The sequence below is a fragment of the Methylobacterium marchantiae genome, from assembly GCF_042679825.1.
GTDB classification, from domain to species: Bacteria; Pseudomonadota; Alphaproteobacteria; order Rhizobiales; family Beijerinckiaceae; genus Methylobacterium; species Methylobacterium marchantiae.
Genome location: NZ_JBHTND010000001.1, coordinates 40,228 through 60,468, shown reverse-complemented (window position 1 = coordinate 60,468; position 20,241 = coordinate 40,228). Strand labels below are relative to the sequence as shown.

Here is a 20,241-nt window from a genome sequence, read left to right as displayed (position 1 = left end):
GTCAGGCCGTCAGGGCCATCAGGCCTCGGCCCTGCCCACCGCCCGCAGCGCGAAGGCGTAGATCAGGCCGACTTCCTCCAGGCGGTCGAAGCGCCCCGCCGCCCCGCCATGGCCGGCCTCCATGTTGACCCGCATGAAGATCGGCCCTCCCCCCGTCATCGTGGCGCGCAGGCGTGCGACCCATTTCGCCGGCTCCCAATAGGTCACGCGCGGGTCGGTGAGACCGCCGAGCGCAAGGATCGCCGGATAGGCCTTGGCCGCCACGTTGTCGTAGGGCGAGTAGGAGAGGATGGTCTCGAACGCCTCCACGCTCGCGCCCGGATTGCCCCATTCGGGCCATTCCGGTGGCGTGAGCGGCAGGTCGCCGTCGAGCATGGTGTTGAGCACGTCGACGAACGGCACGTCGGCGACGATCCCGGCGAAGAGTTCGGGCGCGAGGTTGGCCACCGCCCCCATCAGCATCCCGCCGGCCGATCCGCCATGGGCGACGATCCGCCCCGGCGTCGTGTACCCGGCCTCCGCGAGGGCGCGGCCGCAGGCGACGAAGTCCGAGAAGGTGTTCGGCTTCTTGTTCCGCTTGCCGTCCATGTACCAGTGCCAGCCCTTCTCCGTGCCGCCGCGGACATGCGCGATGGCGTAGACGAAGCCGCGATCCACCAGGGACAACAGGTTGGTGCGGAAAGAGGCCGGCATCAGCGTGCCGTAGGAGCCGTAGCCGTAGAGCAGGAGCGGCGCCGAACCGTCGAGGACGAGGTCACGGCGGTGGAGCAGCGAGATCGGCACGCTCTCGCCATCCGGCGCCGTGGCGAAGATCCGCCGCGTCACGTAGGCGGCGGGATCGTGTCCGCTCGGGATCGTCTGTCGCTTGCGCAATTGCCGGGCGCGCGTGGAGCAATCGTAATCGTAGGTCTCGGCCGGCGTCGTCATCGAGGAATAGGTGAAACGGATCACCGCCGTCTCGAATTCGTGCCCGGGCTGGAGGCCGAGCGAATACGCTTCCTCGGCGAAGGCCACGCTGTGCTCGCTGCCCTTCGAATCGCGAACGATGATGCGCGGCCGCGCATTCTCGATCTCTAGCCGGACGAGATGGTCGGCGATGACGTGCTGATGCCGGATCATCACGCCGCGCCGGTGCGGGATCAGGTCGGTCCAATGGGCGCGGCCTGGCGTTTCCACGCGGGTGGTGACGATCTTGAAGTCCTCGGCCCCGTCGGCATTGGTGAGGATGAAGAGGTGCGGCCCCCAATTCTCCACCGAATAGATCAGCAGCGGCTCGCGCTTCTGGACGCAGAGCAGGGATGCGTCCGCGGATTTACGATCCAGGAGGTGGACCTCGGATGTTTCGTGGTCGCTCGCGGTGATCGAGAGGTAGTCGCGCGACTGCGTCGTCTCGATATGCACGAAAAAGCCAGGATCCTGCTCCTCGTAGAGCATCGTGTCGCTGGCCTGCTCCGTGCCGATCACGTGGCGCATGACGCGGGCGGGACGGTGATTGTCATCGACGGCGACGTAATGGAACGCCAGCCCGTTGGCGGACCAGACCACCTCGCCGGTCGTCGCCTCGATCCGGTCGGCGAGATCCTCGCCCGTGTCGAGGTCGCGGACACGGATCGTATGGAGCTCCGATCCCTTGGAATCCGCGCTCCAGGCGAGCCGGGCATGATCGTCCGAATGCACTGCCGCCGCGAGTTCGAAGAAGGGCAGGCCCCTGCCCTCCTCGTCGCCGTCGAGCAGGATCACCTCGCCCGGTTCGGGACCACCGGTTCCGGCCGTCTCCGCCCCCTGGCCGGGGATCACCACCACCGTTCGCGGGCGGCGGCAGACGAGGGGATGCTGACCGCCCTCGCGATGGCGGGTGTAGTAGGCGAAGGGGCCGTCCGGCTCGGGCACGCCGCTATCGTCCTCACGGATGCGCCCGCGCATCTCGGCGACAAGTGTCTTCCGTAAGGAACCAAGATCACCGAGCGCCGCTTGGGTATAGGCATTCTCCGCATCGAGATGTGTGCGGATGTCGGTCGGAAGCGCAGCAGGATCCTTCAGGACGTCGCGCCAGTTCTCCGCCTTCAGCCAAGCGTAATTGTCAGAAATTGATCGGCCGTGGACGAAGAACGTGTGGGATCGCACCTCAGCGACGGGCGGCTTGCTTTCCACGTGGAAAAGATCGTCCATGGATAGACCTATACGGTTGCCAACCAGCGTCGGCGCAATAGCGTGAGGGGCGGCAGTTTTCGGTCGCCGTCACCGTCGAGACCTGCATGTGTCGCACGCAGCGCTCACGGGCAAGGTGGCAGGAGAAGTCTTTTGCAGTCGGCGCCAGTCCAGCGCCGGAGGATCGAGGCATACCTCGACGCGCGATCTGGTCATATCTGCAACTGCCGATATGGTCACTTGACGACACAATATGGTGCGTCAATACGACATCACGCTAAATTGAAATATCCTTCGGGAAAGTCGATTGAGGATATCCTCAGGACTGACTACCGTCTTGCGACATCAACTTGAATATCATAAACGAGGGACATGGCGATTACCTCGCCCTTCATCGTAGAGCATCGGTGGGTGACGCTGCGATGCCGCGAGTTTCAGCAGCGGTTGGTCGGTCCGCATAGCGGCTCATCGCTTGTATGCAAAACGATTCTTGAACCATACCGTACTAAAGGGAATATCTGGGACAATGAGCGACATTGAGAATTCGACCGACTTCGTAGAACTGACGGTCGACATCGTTTCGGCCTACGTAAGCAACAACCCCGTCCCGGTCGGCGAGCTTGCACAGCTCATTACCCGGATCCACTCTTCTCTGACCCAGATCGTCACCGGTGAGGCCGAGACCAAAGTTGCGTCCGCCCCGCAGCAGCCGGCCGTTCCCGTCAAGAAGTCGGTGACTGCCGACCACATCATCTGCCTCGAAGACGGACGCGTGTTCAAATCGCTCAAGCGCCACCTGCGCGCGAAGTACGACATGAGCCCGGAACAGTATCGCGCGAAGTGGGGCCTGCCCTCCGACTATCCGATGGTCGCGCCGAACTACGCCAAGGCGCGTTCGGATCTCGCCAAGGCGATCGGCCTCGGCCAGACCCGCAACGGCAGCTACGACGAAGCCGCCTGAGGCATCGGGCCGGGCGTCGACACAGCAGCGCCGCCCGGCCTTCGTCCGCTTCGATCGAACCTCTGTCAAGACTTGCGTTAGGACATTTTTCCTTTATCTTCCCTGGCGCTGCGGCGTTTGCAGCTGCGTACGTCATGGAACATATCATGAACATAGCTAGGACCGCCAGCAATCGTCACACGGGTCGGCGACAGGCCCACAAGCGCATTCCGGTCGATCTCGGTCGCGATGCGACCCGGCTTCTCGAAGCTCTCGACGAGGAGGGAGCCTATGCGCTGCCCGATCCGCTCACGGATGGCGAGATCATCGTACGGAGCGGCGGTTCAGGGATCTCGCTGTGTTCCGGGCGCTATGGGGCACAGGCCGGACGGGCCCTCGTGGCCTGCGATCTCGCCGAGCAGGCGGCGGGGCGTCGTGCCCGGCTCACCATCAGCCCCGCAGGCCGCGCCCGGCTACGGCGCGAGAGAGCCGGGCGGGGCATGCCGTATCTCGCCCAGCATCTCGATCTCGAAGGCGACGGCGAGCCGAGCCGTCCGGTGCGGGACGTGTCCGAGAGCCCCCTCGCCTGGATGGCGCGGCGTCGCGACCGGGACGGGACGCCGCTGATCGATGCCGCCTGTTTCGAGGCTGGCGAGCGCCTGCGCCGCGACATGACGATGGGCGCGCTGATGCCGCGGATGGGATCGGACTGGAGCGGGGTCAAGGTCGATGGCGGCGGCCCCCGCGACCCGTCGGCGGGCTCCGACGCCATGCTGGCCGCCCGACAGCGCGTGCGCGCCGCCCTCAATGCTGTTGGCAGCGACCTGTCCGGGCTGCTGATCGACCTCTGCGGCTTCATCAAGGGACTGGAGAGGATAGAAGCGGAACGGCGCTGGCCGGCACGCTCGGCCAAGGTCGTCATCCGCATCGCCCTGGCGCGTCTGGCGGAACATTACGGATTGGAGCGCGAAGCCGTAGGGCCGAGCCACTCGCGCCTGCGCCTCTGGCGCGAGACGGCTTGAGGCACGTAGATCGTCTCAAGCCGTCAGTCGGATCGCGTCCCGGTGGATGCGCTCGGCCATGGCGCGGACGCCGTTCGAACGCTTCGACGTCAGATGGGCGCCGAGGCCGATGTGCTTGAAGACCTGGAAGACGTCGACGTCTGCGATCTCCGTCGGCGTCTTCCCGTCGTGCAAGGCCATCACCAGGGCGATCAGACCCTTGGTGATCACGGAATCGCTGGTTCCCTGCAGGTGGAGGCGCGGCGGCTCCTGCGACCGATCGATGTGGGAATCCACCCAGACCTGGCTCTCGCAGCCATGGACCCGGTTCTCCTCGGTGAGCAGGTCGTCCGGGAAGGCCGGCAAGGCACGGCCGAGTTCGATCAGGTACTCGTACCGGTCCGGCCCCTCGTCGAGGATGCCGAAATTGTCGATGATCGTTTCGATGGGCGGAAGCATGATGGTGGGCTGAACTCTCGCGCAACGGACTTTGCGAACAGGATGCCTGCGAATACCGGCGGAAGGCGCCGCTACGCGGCTCTCATCCCATCGATATAGGAAGCGGGCCACCTCCGAGCGACCCTGTCTTCGCGCAAAAGCCCACTATTCAGAGGCATGGACCAGGGCTTCGGGCAATTGCAGTTCCATCGGGTCGGAATGCGTGCCGGTGCCGCGAACCGCGATCTCGGCCTGCGCGGCATAGGCGGCGACCAGTCTCGGCCCGAGATTGGGGACGTCCTGCACGTCGCCCCCCGTCTGATCGCCACCGGATACGATGGTGAGGCGCACCGGGGCGCCGGCCTTGGCGTCGATGGTGATCGCGATCGTGCACGAGACCGAATCCGCCGTGGCGTCGAGGCATTCGGCCACGACTTCGGCGACGATCATGCCGAGGGCATTGGCGGTCCGAGGCTCGACGAGGCTCGTGCCGCTGCCCCCGACCACGACGCCGATGCGGCCGGCCCGGCGCAACTGGCCGAGGCCGGATGCCAGCCGGTGGAGATAGTCGCGCAGGTCGATGGAGGCGATGTGGGGCGCCTCATGCAGATGCTGCTGGACGAGGGCGATGGCCCGGACGCGCTGGCCGAGCGCTTCGAAACTTCCACGGCAGGGTGGTGGCGCCGCCCGACCGTAGAGCCCGATCAGGCTGACCATCACCTGGAGATTGTTGCGCACGCGATGATAGACCTCGGCGAGAAGAGCCTCCTTCTCCACGAGGGCGTGCTCGGCATGCTCTTCGGCGCGCTTGCGGTCGGTGATGTCGAAGCAGGAGCCGAGATAGCCCTGGAAGACCCCGTTCTCGGTCAGGGGACGGGCATTGTTCAGGAGCCAGCGATAGGCACCGTCGTGACGGCGCAGGCGAAACTCGATGGAGTACGGATTGCGGGAGGAGAAGGCCTCCGCGACCAGCGCGGCATGCCGCTCGAAATCGTCCGGATGCAGGCCCCGCCGCCAGCCATGTCCGAGTTCGTCGTCACGGCTTCGTCCGGTGAAGTCGAGCCAGCACTCGTTATGGTGGACCGCCTGCCCCTCGGTATCGGAGCGCCACATCATCAACGGCACGAAATCCGCGAAGCGACGAAAATCGTCGCACGGTATCGTGGCTCCGCTGCTTGCCTCGGTCGACTGGGTCTCCGCGGCCATGATGCTCCTACTCTACCCGATGCGCGACGCTCGATCGACGAGCCCTCGGCGCCGGTCAACGTATCGGACAGGGCCCCGTTCCTACGGCCTGGGTACGCAACGGCACATAGACACGCAAACCTGCAAGCCTCGTGCAAATCGCCCTTCGCGCGTCGTCCCGGGGCCAGCCCCGAGACGGAATCGACGGCGGCCGCAGCGAGGTCAGAGCATGCTGGGCAGGATGCGGTCCGGAGGACGGTGCCCGTCCATGAAGGTCTTGATGTTGATGATGACCTTCTCGCCCATATCGGTCCGGCTCTCATGGGTGGCCGAGCCCATATGCGGCAGCAGGACGACCTTGCCGGACCGCGCCAGCTTGACGAGGCGCGGGCTCACGGCCGGCTCCTGCTCGAACACGTCGAGACCGGCCGCGGAGATCTCGCCCGCCTCGATCAGGCGCGCGAGGGCGGTCTCGTCGATCACTTCACCGCGAGCGGTGTTCACGACGATCGCCTCCGGCTTGAGCAGCTTGAGGCGGCGGGCCGAGAGCAGGTGGTAGGTCGCCGGCGTGTGCGGGCAATTGACCGAGACGATATCCACGCGCGCCAGCATCTGGTCGAGGGATTCCCAGTAGGTCGCGTCGAGTTCGCGCTCGATCTGAGCGGGCACCTTGCGTCGGTTGTGATAGTGGATCTGCAGCCCGAACGCCTTGGCGCGGCGAGCCAAAGCCTGGCCGATCCGGCCCATGCCGACGATGCCGAGGCGCTTGCCGGTGATCCGGCGGCCGAGCATCCAGGTCGGCGACCAGCCCGCATCCCAATTGTCGTCCGGGATGATCCGCGCGCCCTCGGTGACGCGGCGCGCCACGGCGAGGATCAGGGCCATGGTCATGTCGGCGGTGTCCTCGGTGAGGACGCCGGGCGTGTTGGTGACGGTGATGCCGCGCTCCAGCGCGACGGCGACATCGATATGGTCGACGCCGTTGCCGAAATTCGCGATCAGTCGCAGGTTCGGCCCCGCCTGGGCGAGGAGGCCGGAATCGATCTCGTCGGTGACGGTGGGGACGAGCACGTCGGCCTCGCGCAACGCGGAGGCCAGCGCCTCGGAGCTCATCGGCTTGTCGTCGGGGTTGAGGCGGATATCGAACAACTCGCGCATGCGTGCCTCGACCACCTCCGGCAGGCGACGCGTGACCACTACGAGTGGCTTGCGCTTCAACGACGACATGCACCCTCCGCGAACGTTTCTGCTGCGCCGGTCATCGCCCGCGCATGGTTCCGATGGCCCGCCCGGCGCGGCATGTGACGCGAACGGGAGCCGCGGTTCGTGCCGAGGCTTGACCTGGTATTAACCACGCATCGGCCAGACAGGTCCCGTAGCTCCGACGCCTCGGCTGCCGGTTCCCGAGGCCTCTCTACCAGAGAGGGAACGGAACACAACGTGCCCCGCGCGCGATGCGCTCGAAGCAGCGTCCACGCGGGCCGCGCGGACGAGGATGCACGACGCCGATCGTGGCGATGACGATCGCGAACCTTTGGGAAGATCGATGACGCGCCTGCCTGCTCTCCCGCTCTTCACCGGCTTCGTGACGTGCCTCACGTCATGGCTCGCCGCGGCCCTCCTCGCGGTTTCGTCGGCGGCCCTGGCGGCACCGGCATCAGGTGCCGGCCCGGAGACGGGCCTCGGGCCGGTGACAAAGCTTCCGCTGCCGCGCTACGCCAGCCTCAAGACCGACCGGGTCAACCTGCGCGAGGGTCCGTCCAAGGATCACAGGACGCTCTGGGTGTTCCAGCGTGCTGGGCTACCGATCGAGATCGTCGCCGAGTTCGAAACATGGCGGCGCATCCGCGATTCCGAAGGCACGGAGGGCTGGGTCCTTCACTCGCTCCTGTCCGGCCGGCGCACCTCCATCGTCATGGCGGCCAAGGGGGGAGATGCCGCGATTCCGCTCCACGCGCGGGCGGATGACGGATCGGGCGTGGAGGCCAGGCTCCAGGCCGGCGTCATCGGCAACGTCAAGAGCTGCACCGGAAGCTGGTGCAGGGTGATCGTCGCGCTGCCGCAGAAGAGCGGCGATGTCGATGGCTATATCCGCCAGGACCGGCTCTGGGGCGTCTATCCCAACGAGAAGATCGACTGAGCGGGCCTGATACGCTGCCTAGGAAAAAGGCCCGGCGGAACCGGGCCTTGCTCCATCCTTCGAGATGCGGGCGGGCGCTTCAGGAAGCGCGCGCACCATGCCGGCGGCGCAGGCGGACGATGACTTCGACGCCGGCGATCTCCATGCCCTCGGGCGCGTCGGGCAGCGAATCGACGGTGATGCCGCAATCGGGCATGTCCAGCACCTGTCCCTCGTCTTCGAGGAAGAAGTGGTGGTGCTCGCTCGGGTTGGTGTCGAAATAGGCCTTCGATCCATCGAGGGCCAGCTGGCGCAAGAGCCCGGCTTCGGTGAACTGATGGAGGGTGTTGTAGACGGTGGCGAGCGAGACCGGCACCTTGGCGCGCATGGCCTCGTCGTAGAGCATTTCCGCCGTCAGGTGGCGGTCGCCGCGTCCGAACAGCAGCCAGCCGAGGGAGAGCCTCTGGCGGGTGGGCCGGAGACCGGCGCGACGCAGGCGATCGCGCAGGTCGGACAAGGGGCAACCACGACGCCCCGCCACCGAGGCGGAATCGACGGAAGCGCCACGTGCGTTCAGCATGGCCTGCAGCGGCAGCAAGTTGGACATCGGCGGTACTGACATCTCGCGAACGAACAGAATACATCCAATACCGTATACGAACCGCCCCCCTTGTCGCAACCCAAGCGTCGTGATGAGCGGCTACGCATTGTGAACATGCGTCTTCTTTAAAGTCATTCTATTTCATTGAGATGAGAGGAGATGTTTTGAGGCGCTAAGCCGCTGTGTTAACGAAGCGCCGCTCGCGGGCTCGCACGGGCCGTGACCTTTGGGCGTCACGGTCGCTGCGGCGTTCCGGGGCGATGTCCGGCGTTCCGACTGCGCCCTCCACCAAGGACCGACACACCGATCATGTCTTCCGAATCCGAATCGCACGTCCCCGCCGGTTCAGACCAGACCGTTGCCCGCGCCTCCCATTACTCCCATGAGGAGTTGCTGGCCTGCGGCCGTGGCGAGCTGTTCGGCGCTGGCAACGCCCAGCTTCCCCTGCCTCCGATGCTGATGTTCGACCGCATCACCTCGATCGGGACCGAGGGCGGCGCCTACGGCAAAGGTCACGTGCTGGCGGAGTTCGACGTGCGGCCGGACCTCTGGTTCTTCGGTTGTCATTTCAAGAACGATCCGGTGATGCCCGGCTGCCTCGGTCTCGACGCCTTGTGGCAGCTCGTCGGCTTCCATCTCGGCTGGCTCGGCGCTCCGGGCCGCGGCCGGGCGCTCGGGGTCGGCGAGGTCAAGTTCAGCGATCAGGTCCTCCCGACCGTCAGCAAGGTCGTCTACGGCATCGACATCAAGCGCGTCCGCCAGGGCAAGCTCGTCCTCGGCATCGCCGATGGCTGGCTGGAAGCGGACGGCGCCAGAATCTACGATGCCAAGGACCTGCGGGTCGCCCTGTTCCAGGCCCAAAGCTAGCCACTTCGGCGAAGGCATCTCGGAAGCCACCGGCATTCCGGTGGTTGAGATTGCCTCGACATCGTCCTACCTGACAGGCGTCGGCGCGATCGCGCTTCGGCGAAAGAGAAGAGCGTTTCCATGCGGCGTGTCGTCATCACCGGGATGGGTATCGTCTCGTCCATCGGCAACAACACCCAGGAAGTCCTCGCCTCCTTGCGCGAGGCGAAATCCGGCATCGGCCATTCGGCCTCCTATGCAGAACACGGTTTCCGCAGTCAGGTCGAGGGACGTCCGAGCCTCGATCCCGAGGGTGTCGTCGACCGACGCGCCATGCGTTTCCATGGCGGGGGCACCGCCTGGAATCATATCGCCATGGATCAGGCGATCCGCGATGCCGGTCTCGAGGCCGGCGACGTCTCGAACGACCGCACCGGGATCATCATGGGATCCGGCGGCCCCTCGACGAAATCCATCGTCGAATCAGCGAACATCGCTCTTGAGAAGGGCCCCAAGCGCGTCGGCCCCTTCGCGGTGCCCAAGGCCATGTCCTCGACCGCGTCGGCGACGCTGGCGACATGGTTCAAGATCAAGGGCGTGAACTATTCGATCTCCTCGGCCTGCGCGACCTCCAACCATTGCATCGGCAATGCGGCGGAAGTCATCCAGGGCGGACGCCAGGACATCATCTTCGCCGGCGGTTGCGAGGATCTCGACTGGACGCTCTCGGTCCTGTTCGACGCGATGGGTGCCATGTCCTCGCGCTACAACGATACGCCCGCCCGCGCCTCGCGTGCCTACGACCTCAACCGCGACGGGTTCGTGATCGCCGGCGGCGCCGGCGTCCTCGTGCTCGAGGAATTGGAGCACGCCAAGGCGCGCGGTGCCCGGATCTACGGCGAGATCGCCGGCTACGGTGCCACCTCCGACGGCCACGACATGGTCGCTCCCTCCGGCGAAGGTGCGGTGCGCTGCATGCGCCAGGCGATCGAAGGGCTGAAGGGCGCCAGGATCGACTACATCAACCCGCATGCTACCGCGACGCCAGTGGGCGACCTCAAGGAGATCGAGGCGATCCGCGAGGTCTTCGGCCGCGGCGACGATTGCCCGCCGATCTCGGGCACGAAGTCGCTGACCGGCCATTCCCTCGGGGCGACCGGCGTGCAGGAGGCGATCTACTCGCTCCTGATGATGCAGAACGGCTTCATCTGCGAGAGCGCGCATATCGACGAGCTCGACCCGGCCTTCGCCGACATGCCGATCCTGCGGCAGCGCCGCGACAATGCCACACTAGGCCATGTCCTGTCGAACTCGTTCGGTTTCGGTGGAACCAACGCGACGCTGGTTCTGAAGCACATCGACGCCTGAACGGCCACGCTCGCCGACCTGTACTTCGGCCATACTGGCGTGCCGTCGGCCTTTTTCCCGGAACCGCGGATTCAACCTCGCGTTTCGTGGAGAGAAGCCGGCGAGGATGCGATGGTGACGATCCTGATTTCCCTGGGCGCGATCGGCGGCGTCGGTGTTGCGGCCACCGCCTGCATCTATGCCAAACAATCTCTCGTCGACTCGGCCCTCGACGAGACGCGCGGCTACTTCTGACCATCTCTGGCGACCGACCTGCTAGCCAAGCTTGGACGTCCATCTTTCGTCCATCTTCCCGGCCCGATTGGACAGTCTGTCCGCGCCCGCGCTAAGCGTCTTCACAACAGCCGGAATTGTCCGAGACTTCGGCGAGATGGACGCGGGGAAACGCATGACGGGTTTGATGGCAGGCAAGCGCGGCCTGATCCTGGGTGTCGCCAACGATCACTCCATTGCCTGGGGCATCGCCAAAAGCCTTCGTGCCCATGGTGCGGAACTGGCCTTCACCTATCAGGGCGAGGCCCTGGGCCGCCGCGTCAAGCCGCTCGCCGCCTCGCTCGGATCCGACGTCGTCATCCCCTGTGACGTGGAAGACATCGCCAGCGTCGACGCCCTGTTCGCGACCCTGGACGAGCGTTTCACGGACGGGATCGATTTCGTCGTCCACGCCATCGGGTTCTCGGACAAGGCACAGCTCAAGGGCCGCTACGTCGATGTGACCAGCCGGGAGAATTTCTCGCGGACCATGGTGATCTCGTGCTTCTCCTTCACCGAGATCGCGCAGCGCGCGGCCAAGCGCATGCGCAACGGCGGTTCGATGCTGACGCTGACCTATGGCGGCTCGACTCGGATCATGCCGAACTACAACGTCATGGGTGTCGCCAAGGCGGCGCTCGAAGCGTCCGTGCGCTACCTCGCCGGCGATCTCGGCCCGGAGGGAATCCGCGTGAACGCCCTCTCGGCCGGCCCAATGCGGACCCTGGCCGGCGCCGGCATCGCCGATGCCCGGCTGATGTTCAACCACCAGCGGGCGCACGCCCCCCTGCGCCGCACCGTGACCCTCGAAGAGGTGGGCGGCTCGGCGGTCTACCTGCTCTCAGACCTGTCCGGCGGCGTCACCGGCGAAGTCCATTTCGTCGATTCCGGCTACAACATCATCTCGATGCCGCGGCCGGACGTGCTCCAGGCACAGGACGAGGCCGGCGTCGCCGATACCTGATCCCGCGAAGGTTTCAGGCTGCCCGCTCGGGCGGGCCGGACTCGACGAGCCCGAGAATGTCGTCCCAGCGCGACAGGAAGGCGGCGACGCAGGCCGGATCGAAATGCGTGCCGGCATGCTCCTCGAGGTGCCGGCGCGCGGCTTCGGGCGTCCAGGCCTTCTTGTAGACCCGCTCGGAGATCAGGGCATCGAACACGTCGGCAACGGCGACGATGCGTCCGGCGAGGGGGATCTGCGTCGTGCTGAGGCCCTGCGGATACCCGCCGCCATCCCAACGCTCGTGATGGGTCAGGGCGATATCGGAGGCGAGGCGCAGCAGGTGCGATGGACTGTCGTGGAGCACGTGGTAGCCGCGAACCGCATGCAGCTTCATCTCCTCGCGCTCGCTTTCGCTCAGGGGGCCCGGCTTCATCAGGATGCTGTCGGGAATGCTGATCTTGCCGATATCGTGCATCGTCGAGGCGAGGGCGATATCGTTGGCATCGGCCTCCGACAGACCGAGCCCCTCGGCGATGGCGATGGCGCACCCCGCGACCCGCGTCAGGTGATCCCCCGCCTGATCGTCACGAAACTCGGCGGCCAGCATCAGACGGCGGATGATCTCGCGCTCCCTGAGGGCCGCATCCACACCGGCGCGGTCGGTCTCCGGATCCATCCCGTCCGATTGTCGATCGACGCGTTGCCGCGCCAGAGCGAGTTCGACGAGGTTGCGCACCCGGATCTGCAGATCGAGGGGATCGAGGGGATCGATCATGACGTCGGTGGCGCCCGCCTCGATGGATGCCGGACGCAGGGCGGCGGAGGGGCCGAGGACGAGAATCGCCGTGCGGGCATGACGGGGGTGGCTGCGTAGGGCGCGGATCGCCGTGAGCGCGTCGATCCCGTCATCCGGCGCATGCATGACGATGATGAGGTCCGCCGGCTTGAAGAGCTCGTCGCTCGCCGCGGCCTGCGCCCCGGTGACCAGCCGGATGGCGCAATCGAGCCCCCTCAGGTTCAGGACGAGACGGGCCGGCGTCGCGTTACAGACGATAGCGACGAGAGCCGAGGCGAGTTCTGCGGATACGGGCGCGGCGGGCATCGGGACGCGGTCTCTCCGGACATCGCAAAGCCGCCGGGGCTTCCGGACGATCCGGAAGGCGGCGAAGCACGCAAGCTAGACCGTGAAAGCAAGGAGTTCCATCGCCCGCGCGCCCGGCACGGTGTCCATCAAGCGAAATCGAGGCCGTACACCCGGTCTGATGCCGCTTCAGGCCATCAGCTCCCCCGGATTCGGGCCTAGCGTCGGCCGGTCGAGCCGAAACCGCCCTGCCCGCGTCCCGACTGCGGAGCCGGCTCCTCGGGATCGAGGGCGTCGACGATGGTGAAGGCGGGCCGCGTCACCCGGGTGAAGACGAGTTGCGCGATCCTGTCGCCGGGGCGGATTTCTATCGTGGCCGCCGGGTCCGCATTTCGGTTCCAGGCCGAGATCATGAGCGGCCCCTCGTAATCCGCATCGATGACACCGACGCCGTTTCCCAGGACGAGGCCGTCGCGATGCCCGAGTCCGGAACGCGGGAAGATAAGGCCGCACCAGTCCGGATCGCCGATCAGCACGCTGAACCCCGCCGGGATCAGGATGGCGGGGGCCTGGGCCTTCAGGATCAGAGGCTCGTCGAGGCAGGCATGGAGATCCAGGCCCGCCGCCGCCGCGGACCCCCAGCGCGGGAAGCCCCATTCCCTCAACCGCGGATCGCGGATGCGAAGGTCGATTTCGGGGGCGTCGATCCTTGGAGAGTCGACCTCGGGCCCCGCGCTCACGCCGACCGTGCCGCAATGGCATCGGCGAGCGCGACGATCCGGGACGCCTCCACCGCATGAAGCCGTTCGATCATCCGGCCTCGGAAGGCGATGGCACCGCGGGACCGGTTCTCCGGCTCGGTGAAGACGGCGATGATCGCCCGCGCCTCCTCGATCTCCGCCTCGGAGGGGCCGAAGAGTTCGTTGGCGGTGGCGATCTGGCCCGGATGGATCAGCATCTTGCCGTCGAAGCCGCTGTCGCGGCCCTGTTCGCACTCGGCCCTGAAGCCGCTCTCGTCGCGGAAGGCGTTGTAGATGCCGTCGATCACGTCGATCTCGTAGGCACGGGCGGCCATCACCACGTTCATCAGCCAGGGCATCAGGGCGGGGCGCCCGGGCACTCCGAGACGGACCCGGCTGGTCTTGGCGAGATCGTTCGGTCCGACCAGGAGGCACGCCAGGCGGGTGTCCACATCGCGGGCGGCACTGGCGATCTCGGCGATATGGAGGATCGCGAGCGGCGTCTCGATCATCGCCCAGACGCGGGTATGGTCAGGCGCGCCGAGCCGGCGCAGCCGCGAGCCGACCGAGACCAGGGCATCGGGGCCGGAGACCTTGGGGATCACGATCGCGTCCGGCCCCGCCGGTGCGATGCCGGCGAGATCGGCCTCGCCCCACGGAGTATCGAGGCCGTTGATGCGGACGACGACCTCGCGTCGTCCGTAGGGGCGAGACGCTACCATCGCGGCGACGGCTTCCCGCCCCTCCGCCTTCATGTCCGGCGCGACGCCGTCCTCGAGGTCGATCATCACCACGTCGTTGGGCAGGCCGCGCGCCTTCTCCAGCACCCGTGGATTCGAGCCGGGCATGGCGAGAACGCTGCGACGCGGACGGATCTCTGTCATGACGCGCCGGTCTCCCTGAAGCCGTGGCTTCGTGCACCTTCCGGCCGGCGATACTGCCACCCCCCTTTCGTTTCAAGCTCCGACCGCCGGCACCATGGCAGCAGCGTCAGCGTTCGGGTGCCGCGCAGATTTCGTGCAGGCCGGTCCGGTCGCGAAACCAGAAGACCCGCTTGAACGGATTTGCACCCGATTCCGGATAGGACGACGCCAGTCTTCGCGCGAGAAGCACGGCCTCAGTTCGAGTCTGGATCGCATGAGCGAGAGTCTTCCACGAAGTTTCGCTACCCTCGACGATTTTCCTCACGTAGATCGAATGCGTCATGATTTGCCTCCGCTGGAGAGCGATGTAAGTGAACTGTATTTCCACATCAATTCGGCAACAAGCATTAGGTTTTCACTGATTACATAAGGTGGTTAATCGCCTTTAACGGAATTTCTAGCATTTTATCGGTTTCAACCCACGCGAGAGTAGGGCACGCCGGCGATTCCTTCGGGTCGCACCCTCACACGGGCTCGATGCCGTGACGCCAGCCGTAGCGGCCCGAGAAAGCGGGCACCGCTCTTCGGAAATTATCGATGCGAAACAAATGCATGGCGGTTCGGGATCAGATTGCGCGGCCGCGGCTCCAAGGAGACTGCAGTATGCTCCAGATTTTCCAGGTCATCCCCCGATCGCCTGTCTGCAACCGAACCAATCTTCGATCATGCGGGTGCGGGGATCATTATTCCGACGATGGAGATCCAGCCGCGTCGATGCGATGAAGACAGGGCGTATGGCATGGATCGGGAAGCGATACTTCGGAGCACGAGGCACAGTCTGTTAGCATTTTATATTACGATCATCGATGAGACTGCTCTGGACCGGTGCCGATTCCATGCTTGCTCCGCCAAAGGCACCCGCCGAAATCGACGATCGAGAATGCGCGGGCAAGGAAGATCGACGTCTCGCCGCCTTGCGCTCCTACCGCATGATCGGGGCGGGTTCGGATCCGGGGCTCGACCGCATCGTCGGGTTGACCGCGACGAGCTTCGGGATGCCGATGGCATGGATCTCCCTCGTGGACGACGAATTTTCCTGGCTCGTGGCTCGGATCGGCGTCGTTCCGCACCGCCTGCCCCGGCTCGGCCTGCCCTGCGAAGGCGTGATCGCGACATCCGAGGTCGTGGTCGCGAACGATGACGACTCGTCCCTTCGCGATAGGCGGCTTCTGCCCCACCTGCCGGATGTCCGCTTCTATGCCGGCGCGCCTCTCCTCACCGGCGAGGGACATGCGATCGGCACGCTCTGTGTGCTCGATACGGTGCCGCATGCCGATTTCTGCGAGGCCCGAAGCCACCAGCTCGCAGCCTTCGCCGACCTCGTCATGGACCGGCTGCAGACCCGCCATTCGGCTTCGGTCGACGCTGCGGCGATCGGTTTTGCCAAAGCCGCCGAATATGCGTTCCTCGCCGTGGACGGCGCCGGCGCGATCTCCTTCTGCAACCCCTCGGCCGAGATCCTGTTCGGCTATAGCGCCGGCGAGATGCTCGGCCAGCGCATCGAGATCATCATCCCCGAACCGCTCCGAGCCGCCCACCGCGCGGGCTTGGCCCGGATCGTCGCGGGAGGAGTCTCGCATCTCGCCGGCCGCACGATCGAACTGACGGCGCTGCACAGAGACGGGCGGACGTTCCCCATCGAGTTCTCGATGTCGCTCTGGCAGGAGGCCGACGGGATCGGCACGGGCGGAATCGGGATGGGCGCGATCATCCGCGACATCAGCGAATGGCGCGCTCGTGACGCCAAGCTGGTGCAACTGGCTCACCACGACAAGCTGACCGGCCTCACCAACCGCGCCCATTTCGACGAACGGCTCGACGCGAGCCTGGAGACGGACCGGCGCGCCACGGTGATGCTGCTCGATCTCGACGGTTTCAAGGAAGTCAACGACAGCCTCGGGCACGCCACCGGAGATTCCCTGCTCCAGGCGGTCGCGGTCCGGCTGTCGTCCTGCGTCACGCCCGATGCCACCGTCGCGCGGTTCGGAGGCGATGAATTCGCGATCCTCCTGCAGGGCGAGGCCGACCCGCGTAAAGCCGCCGCCTGCGCGGCGACGATCCTCACTGCCTTCCAGACACCGTTCCCGGTGGCGGGCCACATCTTCCATGTCGGCCTCAGTATCGGTGCGGCGATCGGTGGCCCCGGCACCGCCGGCGACGAGTTGATCGCCGATGCCGACCTCGCCCTCTATCAGGCCAAGCGGGACGGGCGACGCTGCCTGCGCCTGTTCGAACAGCCCATGCGCAGCGCCGTCGTCGCGAGGCGGGCCCTCCACGACGAGCTGACCCGCGCCGTGCAGAACGCCGAACTGGTCCTGCACTACCAGCCTCAGGTCGAGCTCGCCTCGGGGCGGATCATCGGTGCGGAAGCCTTGCTGCGGTGGCAGCATCCCGCCCGCGGCCTCCTCATGCCCGTGGCCTTCATCGACGCTCTCGAAGCCCATCCGCTCGCCACGTCCGTCGGACAGTGGATCGTGGAGGATGTCTGCCGTCAATCCGCACTCTGGCAGGCGGCCGGCCTCCCGCCCCTGCGTCTGGCCGTCAACCTGTTCGGGTCCCATCTCAGGAACGGGACGCTCGCGGCCGAGGTTCTCGCCTCGCTGGCGCGTCACGCCGTGCCGCCGCACCTGCTGGAGATCGAGGTGACCGAACGGATCGCCCTCCAGGCCGACGACACGCTGCTCGACCCGCTGCGCGAACTCCACCGGCACGGTGTGTCCATCGCCTTCGACGATTTCGGCACCGGCTACGCGTCGCTGAGCTCGCTCAAGCGCTTTCCGCTGTCGCGCCTGAAGATCGATCGCAGCTTCGTACGCGACATCCTCACCGACCGCCATGACGCGGAGATCGTCCGGGCCGTGCTCGGCATGGCGCAGAGCTTCGGTCTCGACGTCATCGCCGAGGGGATCGAGACGGCCGAGCAGGACACCATGCTGCGCATGATGGGCTGCCGCGAGGGTCAAGGCTATCGCTACGGACGAGCCATGCCCGCCGATGCGCTGGCCGCGCTGATCTCTTCCGTGCCGGACATGGGCAGGCGTAGCGAGAAGGCGGCGTGAGGGGCCGTCAGAGCGGGCGCGTCGCGCTCGCCTTCTGGAGAAGCCAGCCCTTCGCGCGCTGGATCAGGGCCGGGCGGACACGGGCCACATCCTCGCCATCGACGAGGGGAGAGGTCGCCAGGGCAGCGAGATAGGCGCCCTCTGCTCCGCGGCAGGATCTCAGCGCGGATTCGGCGGCCGAAGTTCGGCTCGTCAGGACTGCCTGCAATCCGAAGTTCCGATCGAGGCATCCGCGCCAGGCCGAATGCAGGCCACCGACATCGAGCTCCTGGGCCGAGGTCCGAACGATGGCGGACGGCATCATCGCAGCCAGAAGGAAAGCGACGGAAAGGCGGCTCAGCTTCGTCATGAGGAAGGTTCCCGAACCGGGTCACCCTCGCTCGCCCAAGCTTAACGAGCCGCTAACGCAAAGCTTTTGAACCGATCCCGAACAGGGACGGGCGACGATCGGCGCCGTTCAGCGATTGGCGGTCGTCACCGGAGAGGTGGCGCGGCCGAGGGACACCCAGGCGACGGCATCCTGGCTCTCGCGCTTGATGAAGGTGTAGCCGGTCTGGCGCCAGGGCAGCACGCTGCTGGTCTTGTTGTCGAGGATCAGGTCGCCGCGGTTGGTGATCAGGGTCAGGACGGCATGGCCCTCCCCCTTCTCGTCGATGACGACGGTCATCCGCATGGCCCGGCGCGGCAGGCCGGCATCGGCGAGGAGCTTGCGCTTCAGAAGCTGGAAATCCTCGCAATCGCCGGCGCCGGATTCTGCGAGGTCCCAGCGGTCGGCCACGCCGAGCTGGTCCATGTCGGTGACGGCCCGGAGGGACTTGTTCACCCGGCGGTTCACCGCGACGATCGTATTCCAGATGGCGGGGGTCAGGGTGATCGTGGCGGGCTCGCTGAGATCGACCGCGCATTCGGCGACATAGGATTCGCAGAAAGCGACCCAGGCTGTGATGGGGCGGGCCGCACCGGAGACCGCGATGGTGCCCGCCACGCTCGGCAGCGAGGCGAGGGTCTGGGCGCCGGCACCGTTCGCGGCGCCGACGAGGGAGGCGAGCGCCAGGCCGGAGAGGAGGCCGAGACGTCCGGCGGAGCGCCCGAGGGCGTTCACTGCATTCTGGAGCTTCGAAATCGCGATCCGCATGGCCGCCGCTCGTCCCGTTAATCTGTTGTTAACGAAAGTCTCACGGCCACGGTCGACCGGCAATCGCCGGGTTAAGAAAAGGTTAACGCTGTGAACTGCTGTGCATGACGCCGTGTCGGGCTGAGGTTCGGCAGGGGCCGTCGATGGGGTTCGAACCGATGCGGTCACATGGCGGCAGGCGGCGCACCAGTACGGGCATCGTCCCGGGATCCTATGCTTCGGTGATGTCCTGGCTGATCCCGAGGGCCTCGAGCCCCTCCGCCAGAAGGTCGCCGGCGAGGGGCGAGCCCATGATCTCGCGTGCGGCGCCGTCTCCGGCCGCCTCCCTCTCGCGGGCGAAGCGTACGGCCTCGCTCCATTCCTCCGCGCTCATATCGCCGCGTCCGACATAGAAGAGGGCGAGGAGATTGGCCCGCTCATCGTCGTTGAGACCGCCGATCATCGACCGGATCTCCGATTCCGTGGCATCGTCGGTACCGGAGGTAAGCACGTCCGTGGCACCATCATCGATGGCGTTGGACCCTGAATCGGGGTCCGTCGGTCCCTCCTTCACGTCGAACGCCCGGAGGCGGAGAATGATCTCGGTGACCTTGTCGACGGCGATATCCATGAGGCGATCCTGGTATGGCGAGGGCCGCCGGGGGCGACCATCCTCGAGCAGCGTCAACCCGCCAGGACCGCCGCGGTTCGCGGGCTTCGCATGACGCGCTGGATCGCCGGGCTCGACGGCTGCCGGGGCGCCTGGGCGGGAACCCTGCTCGATCTCGACGATCCGGGCCGATACCGGGCCGCGCTGTTCGCACGCGTCGCCGATCTCCTCGACGGGCCGGAGGCGCCGGTCTGCGTCGGCATCGACGTCCCGATCGGCCTGCCCGACCGCGTCGAGGGCAGCGGCCGCGTCGCCGACCGCGCGGCCAGGGCCTATCTCGCAGGAGGACGGTCCAGCGTGTTTCCGGTGCCGCCCCGCGCGGCGATTCATGCCGGGAGCTACGAGGAGGCGAAGGCGCTCTCGCGCGCGGCCAGCGCGCCGCCCTTCGCGCCCTCAATCCAGTGCTGGAACATAACGCGCTACATCCGTGAGGTCGACGACCTGCTGCTCTCGCGGCCGCCGCTTCGCGAGCGGGTATACGAGGTCCATCCCGAAGTCGCCTTCCGTCGCCTCAACGGCGACCGGCCGCTGGCCTTCCCGAAGAAGGGACCGGGGCGGCAGGAGGGCCTTGCGGAGCGCCGGGCGCTCCTGCGGGATACCGGCCTCCCCTCCTCCCTCGTGGATGAAGGAAGGCCGCGCGGCGTCGGCGCCGACGATCACCTCGACGCTCTCGCCGCCCTGGTCGTCGCCCGGGACATCGTGCTCGGCAGCGCCGTCCCGATGCCCGATCCTCCGGGAAGAGACAGCCATGGCCTGCCCATCGTGATCTGGGCGCCGGCTGGCGGTGGTCCTTTTCCCTGCTAGAGCGTTGTC

Annotated in this window: 21 protein-coding genes; 9 read left to right on the top strand and 12 right to left on the bottom strand. The window is 66.5% G+C overall.

Annotated elements, in window-relative coordinates; genetic code table 11:
- Positions 1–18: 18 nt before the first annotated feature.
- The gene (locus tag ACFQ4G_RS00300) at positions 19–2,169 is read right to left on the bottom strand and encodes a S9 family peptidase (RefSeq protein WP_238207893.1); all 2,151 of its coding nucleotides are present in this window, start codon (positions 2,167–2,169) and stop codon (positions 19–21) included.
- 505 nt (positions 2,170–2,674) lie between these two features.
- Here ACFQ4G_RS00300 and ACFQ4G_RS00295 point away from each other — a divergent pair.
- Positions 2,675–3,109: a MucR family transcriptional regulator gene (locus ACFQ4G_RS00295; protein WP_238207894.1), complete on the top strand. Its 435-nt coding sequence runs from the start codon at positions 2,675–2,677 to the stop codon at positions 3,107–3,109.
- Positions 3,110–3,255: 146 nt separating this feature from the next.
- Positions 3,256–4,110, top strand: coding sequence for a DUF6456 domain-containing protein (locus ACFQ4G_RS00290; RefSeq protein ID WP_238207895.1), 855 nt, complete (start codon positions 3,256–3,258; stop codon positions 4,108–4,110).
- Positions 4,111–4,125: 15 nt separating this feature from the next.
- Here the strand turns inward: ACFQ4G_RS00290 and ACFQ4G_RS00285 are convergent, their stop codons facing one another.
- From ACFQ4G_RS00285 to ACFQ4G_RS00275, 3 genes are all read right to left on the bottom strand, one after another.
- Positions 4,126–4,548 carry a SufE family protein gene (locus ACFQ4G_RS00285; RefSeq protein WP_238207896.1) on the bottom strand — a complete coding sequence of 141 codons (423 nt, stop codon included), beginning with the start codon at positions 4,546–4,548 and terminating at the stop codon, positions 4,126–4,128.
- 144 nt (positions 4,549–4,692) lie between these two features.
- Entirely contained in the window at positions 4,693–5,733 is a 1,041-nt protein-coding gene (locus tag ACFQ4G_RS00280) for a sensor histidine kinase (RefSeq protein ID WP_238207898.1), read from the bottom strand.
- A 201-nt stretch (positions 5,734–5,934) separates the two neighbouring features.
- On the bottom strand, positions 5,935–6,939 hold the full coding sequence (locus tag ACFQ4G_RS00275; protein ID WP_238207900.1) for a 2-hydroxyacid dehydrogenase: 1,005 nt from the start codon (positions 6,937–6,939) through the stop codon (positions 5,935–5,937).
- Positions 6,940–7,258: 319 nt separating this feature from the next.
- Here ACFQ4G_RS00275 and ACFQ4G_RS00270 point away from each other — a divergent pair, with 319 nt between their 5' ends.
- The gene (locus ACFQ4G_RS00270; RefSeq protein ID WP_238207902.1) at positions 7,259–7,852 is read left to right on the top strand and encodes an SH3 domain-containing protein; all 594 of its coding nucleotides are present in this window, start codon (positions 7,259–7,261) and stop codon (positions 7,850–7,852) included.
- Between the two features lie 79 nt (positions 7,853–7,931).
- On the opposite strand, the gene irr is transcribed toward ACFQ4G_RS00270, so the two are convergent.
- Positions 7,932–8,438 (bottom strand): Fur family transcriptional regulator Irr, encoded by a 507-nt coding sequence (irr, locus tag ACFQ4G_RS00265; protein ID WP_238207904.1) that lies wholly within the window; start codon positions 8,436–8,438, stop codon positions 7,932–7,934.
- A gap of 303 nt (positions 8,439–8,741) precedes the next feature.
- On the opposite strand from irr, the gene fabA reads away from it, so the two are divergent.
- The 4 genes from fabA (at position 8,742) to fabI (ending at position 11,862) form a co-directional block, all read left to right on the top strand.
- Positions 8,742–9,299, top strand: coding sequence for a 3-hydroxyacyl-[acyl-carrier-protein] dehydratase FabA (gene fabA / locus ACFQ4G_RS00260; RefSeq protein WP_238207906.1), 558 nt, complete (start codon positions 8,742–8,744; stop codon positions 9,297–9,299).
- A 120-nt stretch (positions 9,300–9,419) separates the two neighbouring features.
- Positions 9,420–10,646 (top strand): beta-ketoacyl-ACP synthase I, encoded by a 1,227-nt coding sequence (gene fabB, locus ACFQ4G_RS00255; RefSeq protein WP_238207908.1) that lies wholly within the window; start codon positions 9,420–9,422, stop codon positions 10,644–10,646.
- A gap of 111 nt (positions 10,647–10,757) precedes the next feature.
- Positions 10,758–10,880, top strand: coding sequence for a hypothetical protein (locus ACFQ4G_RS00250; RefSeq protein WP_379039455.1), 123 nt, complete (start codon positions 10,758–10,760; stop codon positions 10,878–10,880).
- Between the two features lie 154 nt (positions 10,881–11,034).
- Positions 11,035–11,862, top strand: a complete 828-nt coding sequence (gene fabI, locus ACFQ4G_RS00245; RefSeq protein ID WP_238207910.1) for an enoyl-ACP reductase FabI — start codon at positions 11,035–11,037, stop codon at positions 11,860–11,862.
- A 13-nt stretch (positions 11,863–11,875) separates the two neighbouring features.
- Here fabI and ACFQ4G_RS00240 read toward each other — a convergent pair whose 3' ends face one another.
- The 4 genes from ACFQ4G_RS00240 to ACFQ4G_RS00225 form a co-directional block, all read right to left on the bottom strand.
- Positions 11,876–12,943 (bottom strand): HD-GYP domain-containing protein, encoded by a 1,068-nt coding sequence (locus ACFQ4G_RS00240; protein WP_238207912.1) that lies wholly within the window; start codon positions 12,941–12,943, stop codon positions 11,876–11,878.
- Positions 12,944–13,140: 197 nt separating this feature from the next.
- A complete protein-coding gene (dut, locus tag ACFQ4G_RS00235; RefSeq protein WP_238207914.1) occupies positions 13,141–13,662 on the bottom strand; it encodes a dUTP diphosphatase in 522 nt (173 codons plus the stop codon).
- Positions 13,659–14,546 (bottom strand): HpcH/HpaI aldolase/citrate lyase family protein, encoded by an 888-nt coding sequence (locus tag ACFQ4G_RS00230; RefSeq protein WP_238207916.1) that lies wholly within the window; start codon positions 14,544–14,546, stop codon positions 13,659–13,661. The genes dut and ACFQ4G_RS00230 overlap by 4 nt, the downstream gene beginning before the upstream one ends.
- Positions 14,547–14,652: 106 nt before the next feature.
- On the bottom strand, positions 14,653–14,868 hold the full coding sequence (locus ACFQ4G_RS00225) for a hypothetical protein (protein ID WP_238207918.1): 216 nt from the start codon (positions 14,866–14,868) through the stop codon (positions 14,653–14,655).
- A gap of 523 nt (positions 14,869–15,391) precedes the next feature.
- Between ACFQ4G_RS00225 and ACFQ4G_RS00220 the strand changes: the two genes are divergently transcribed.
- Positions 15,392–17,644: a putative bifunctional diguanylate cyclase/phosphodiesterase gene (locus ACFQ4G_RS00220; protein ID WP_238207919.1), complete on the top strand. Its 2,253-nt coding sequence runs from the start codon at positions 15,392–15,394 to the stop codon at positions 17,642–17,644.
- Positions 17,645–17,651: 7 nt separating this feature from the next.
- Here the strand turns inward: ACFQ4G_RS00220 and ACFQ4G_RS00215 are convergent, their stop codons facing one another.
- From ACFQ4G_RS00215 to ACFQ4G_RS00205, 3 genes are all read right to left on the bottom strand, one after another.
- Positions 17,652–17,993, bottom strand: a complete 342-nt coding sequence (locus ACFQ4G_RS00215; protein WP_238207921.1) for a hypothetical protein — start codon at positions 17,991–17,993, stop codon at positions 17,652–17,654.
- 108 nt (positions 17,994–18,101) lie between these two features.
- A complete protein-coding gene (locus ACFQ4G_RS00210; RefSeq protein WP_238207924.1) occupies positions 18,102–18,779 on the bottom strand; it encodes a transglutaminase-like cysteine peptidase in 678 nt (225 codons plus the stop codon).
- Positions 18,780–18,990: 211 nt separating this feature from the next.
- Positions 18,991–19,389 carry a DUF3775 domain-containing protein gene (locus ACFQ4G_RS00205; RefSeq protein ID WP_238207926.1) on the bottom strand — a complete coding sequence of 133 codons (399 nt, stop codon included), beginning with the start codon at positions 19,387–19,389 and terminating at the stop codon, positions 18,991–18,993.
- Positions 19,390–19,479: 90 nt separating this feature from the next.
- Here ACFQ4G_RS00205 and ACFQ4G_RS00200 point away from each other — a divergent pair, with 90 nt between their 5' ends.
- Positions 19,480–20,232, top strand: a complete 753-nt coding sequence (locus ACFQ4G_RS00200) for a DUF429 domain-containing protein (protein WP_238207928.1) — start codon at positions 19,480–19,482, stop codon at positions 20,230–20,232.
- Positions 20,233–20,241: the final 9 nt, after the last annotated feature.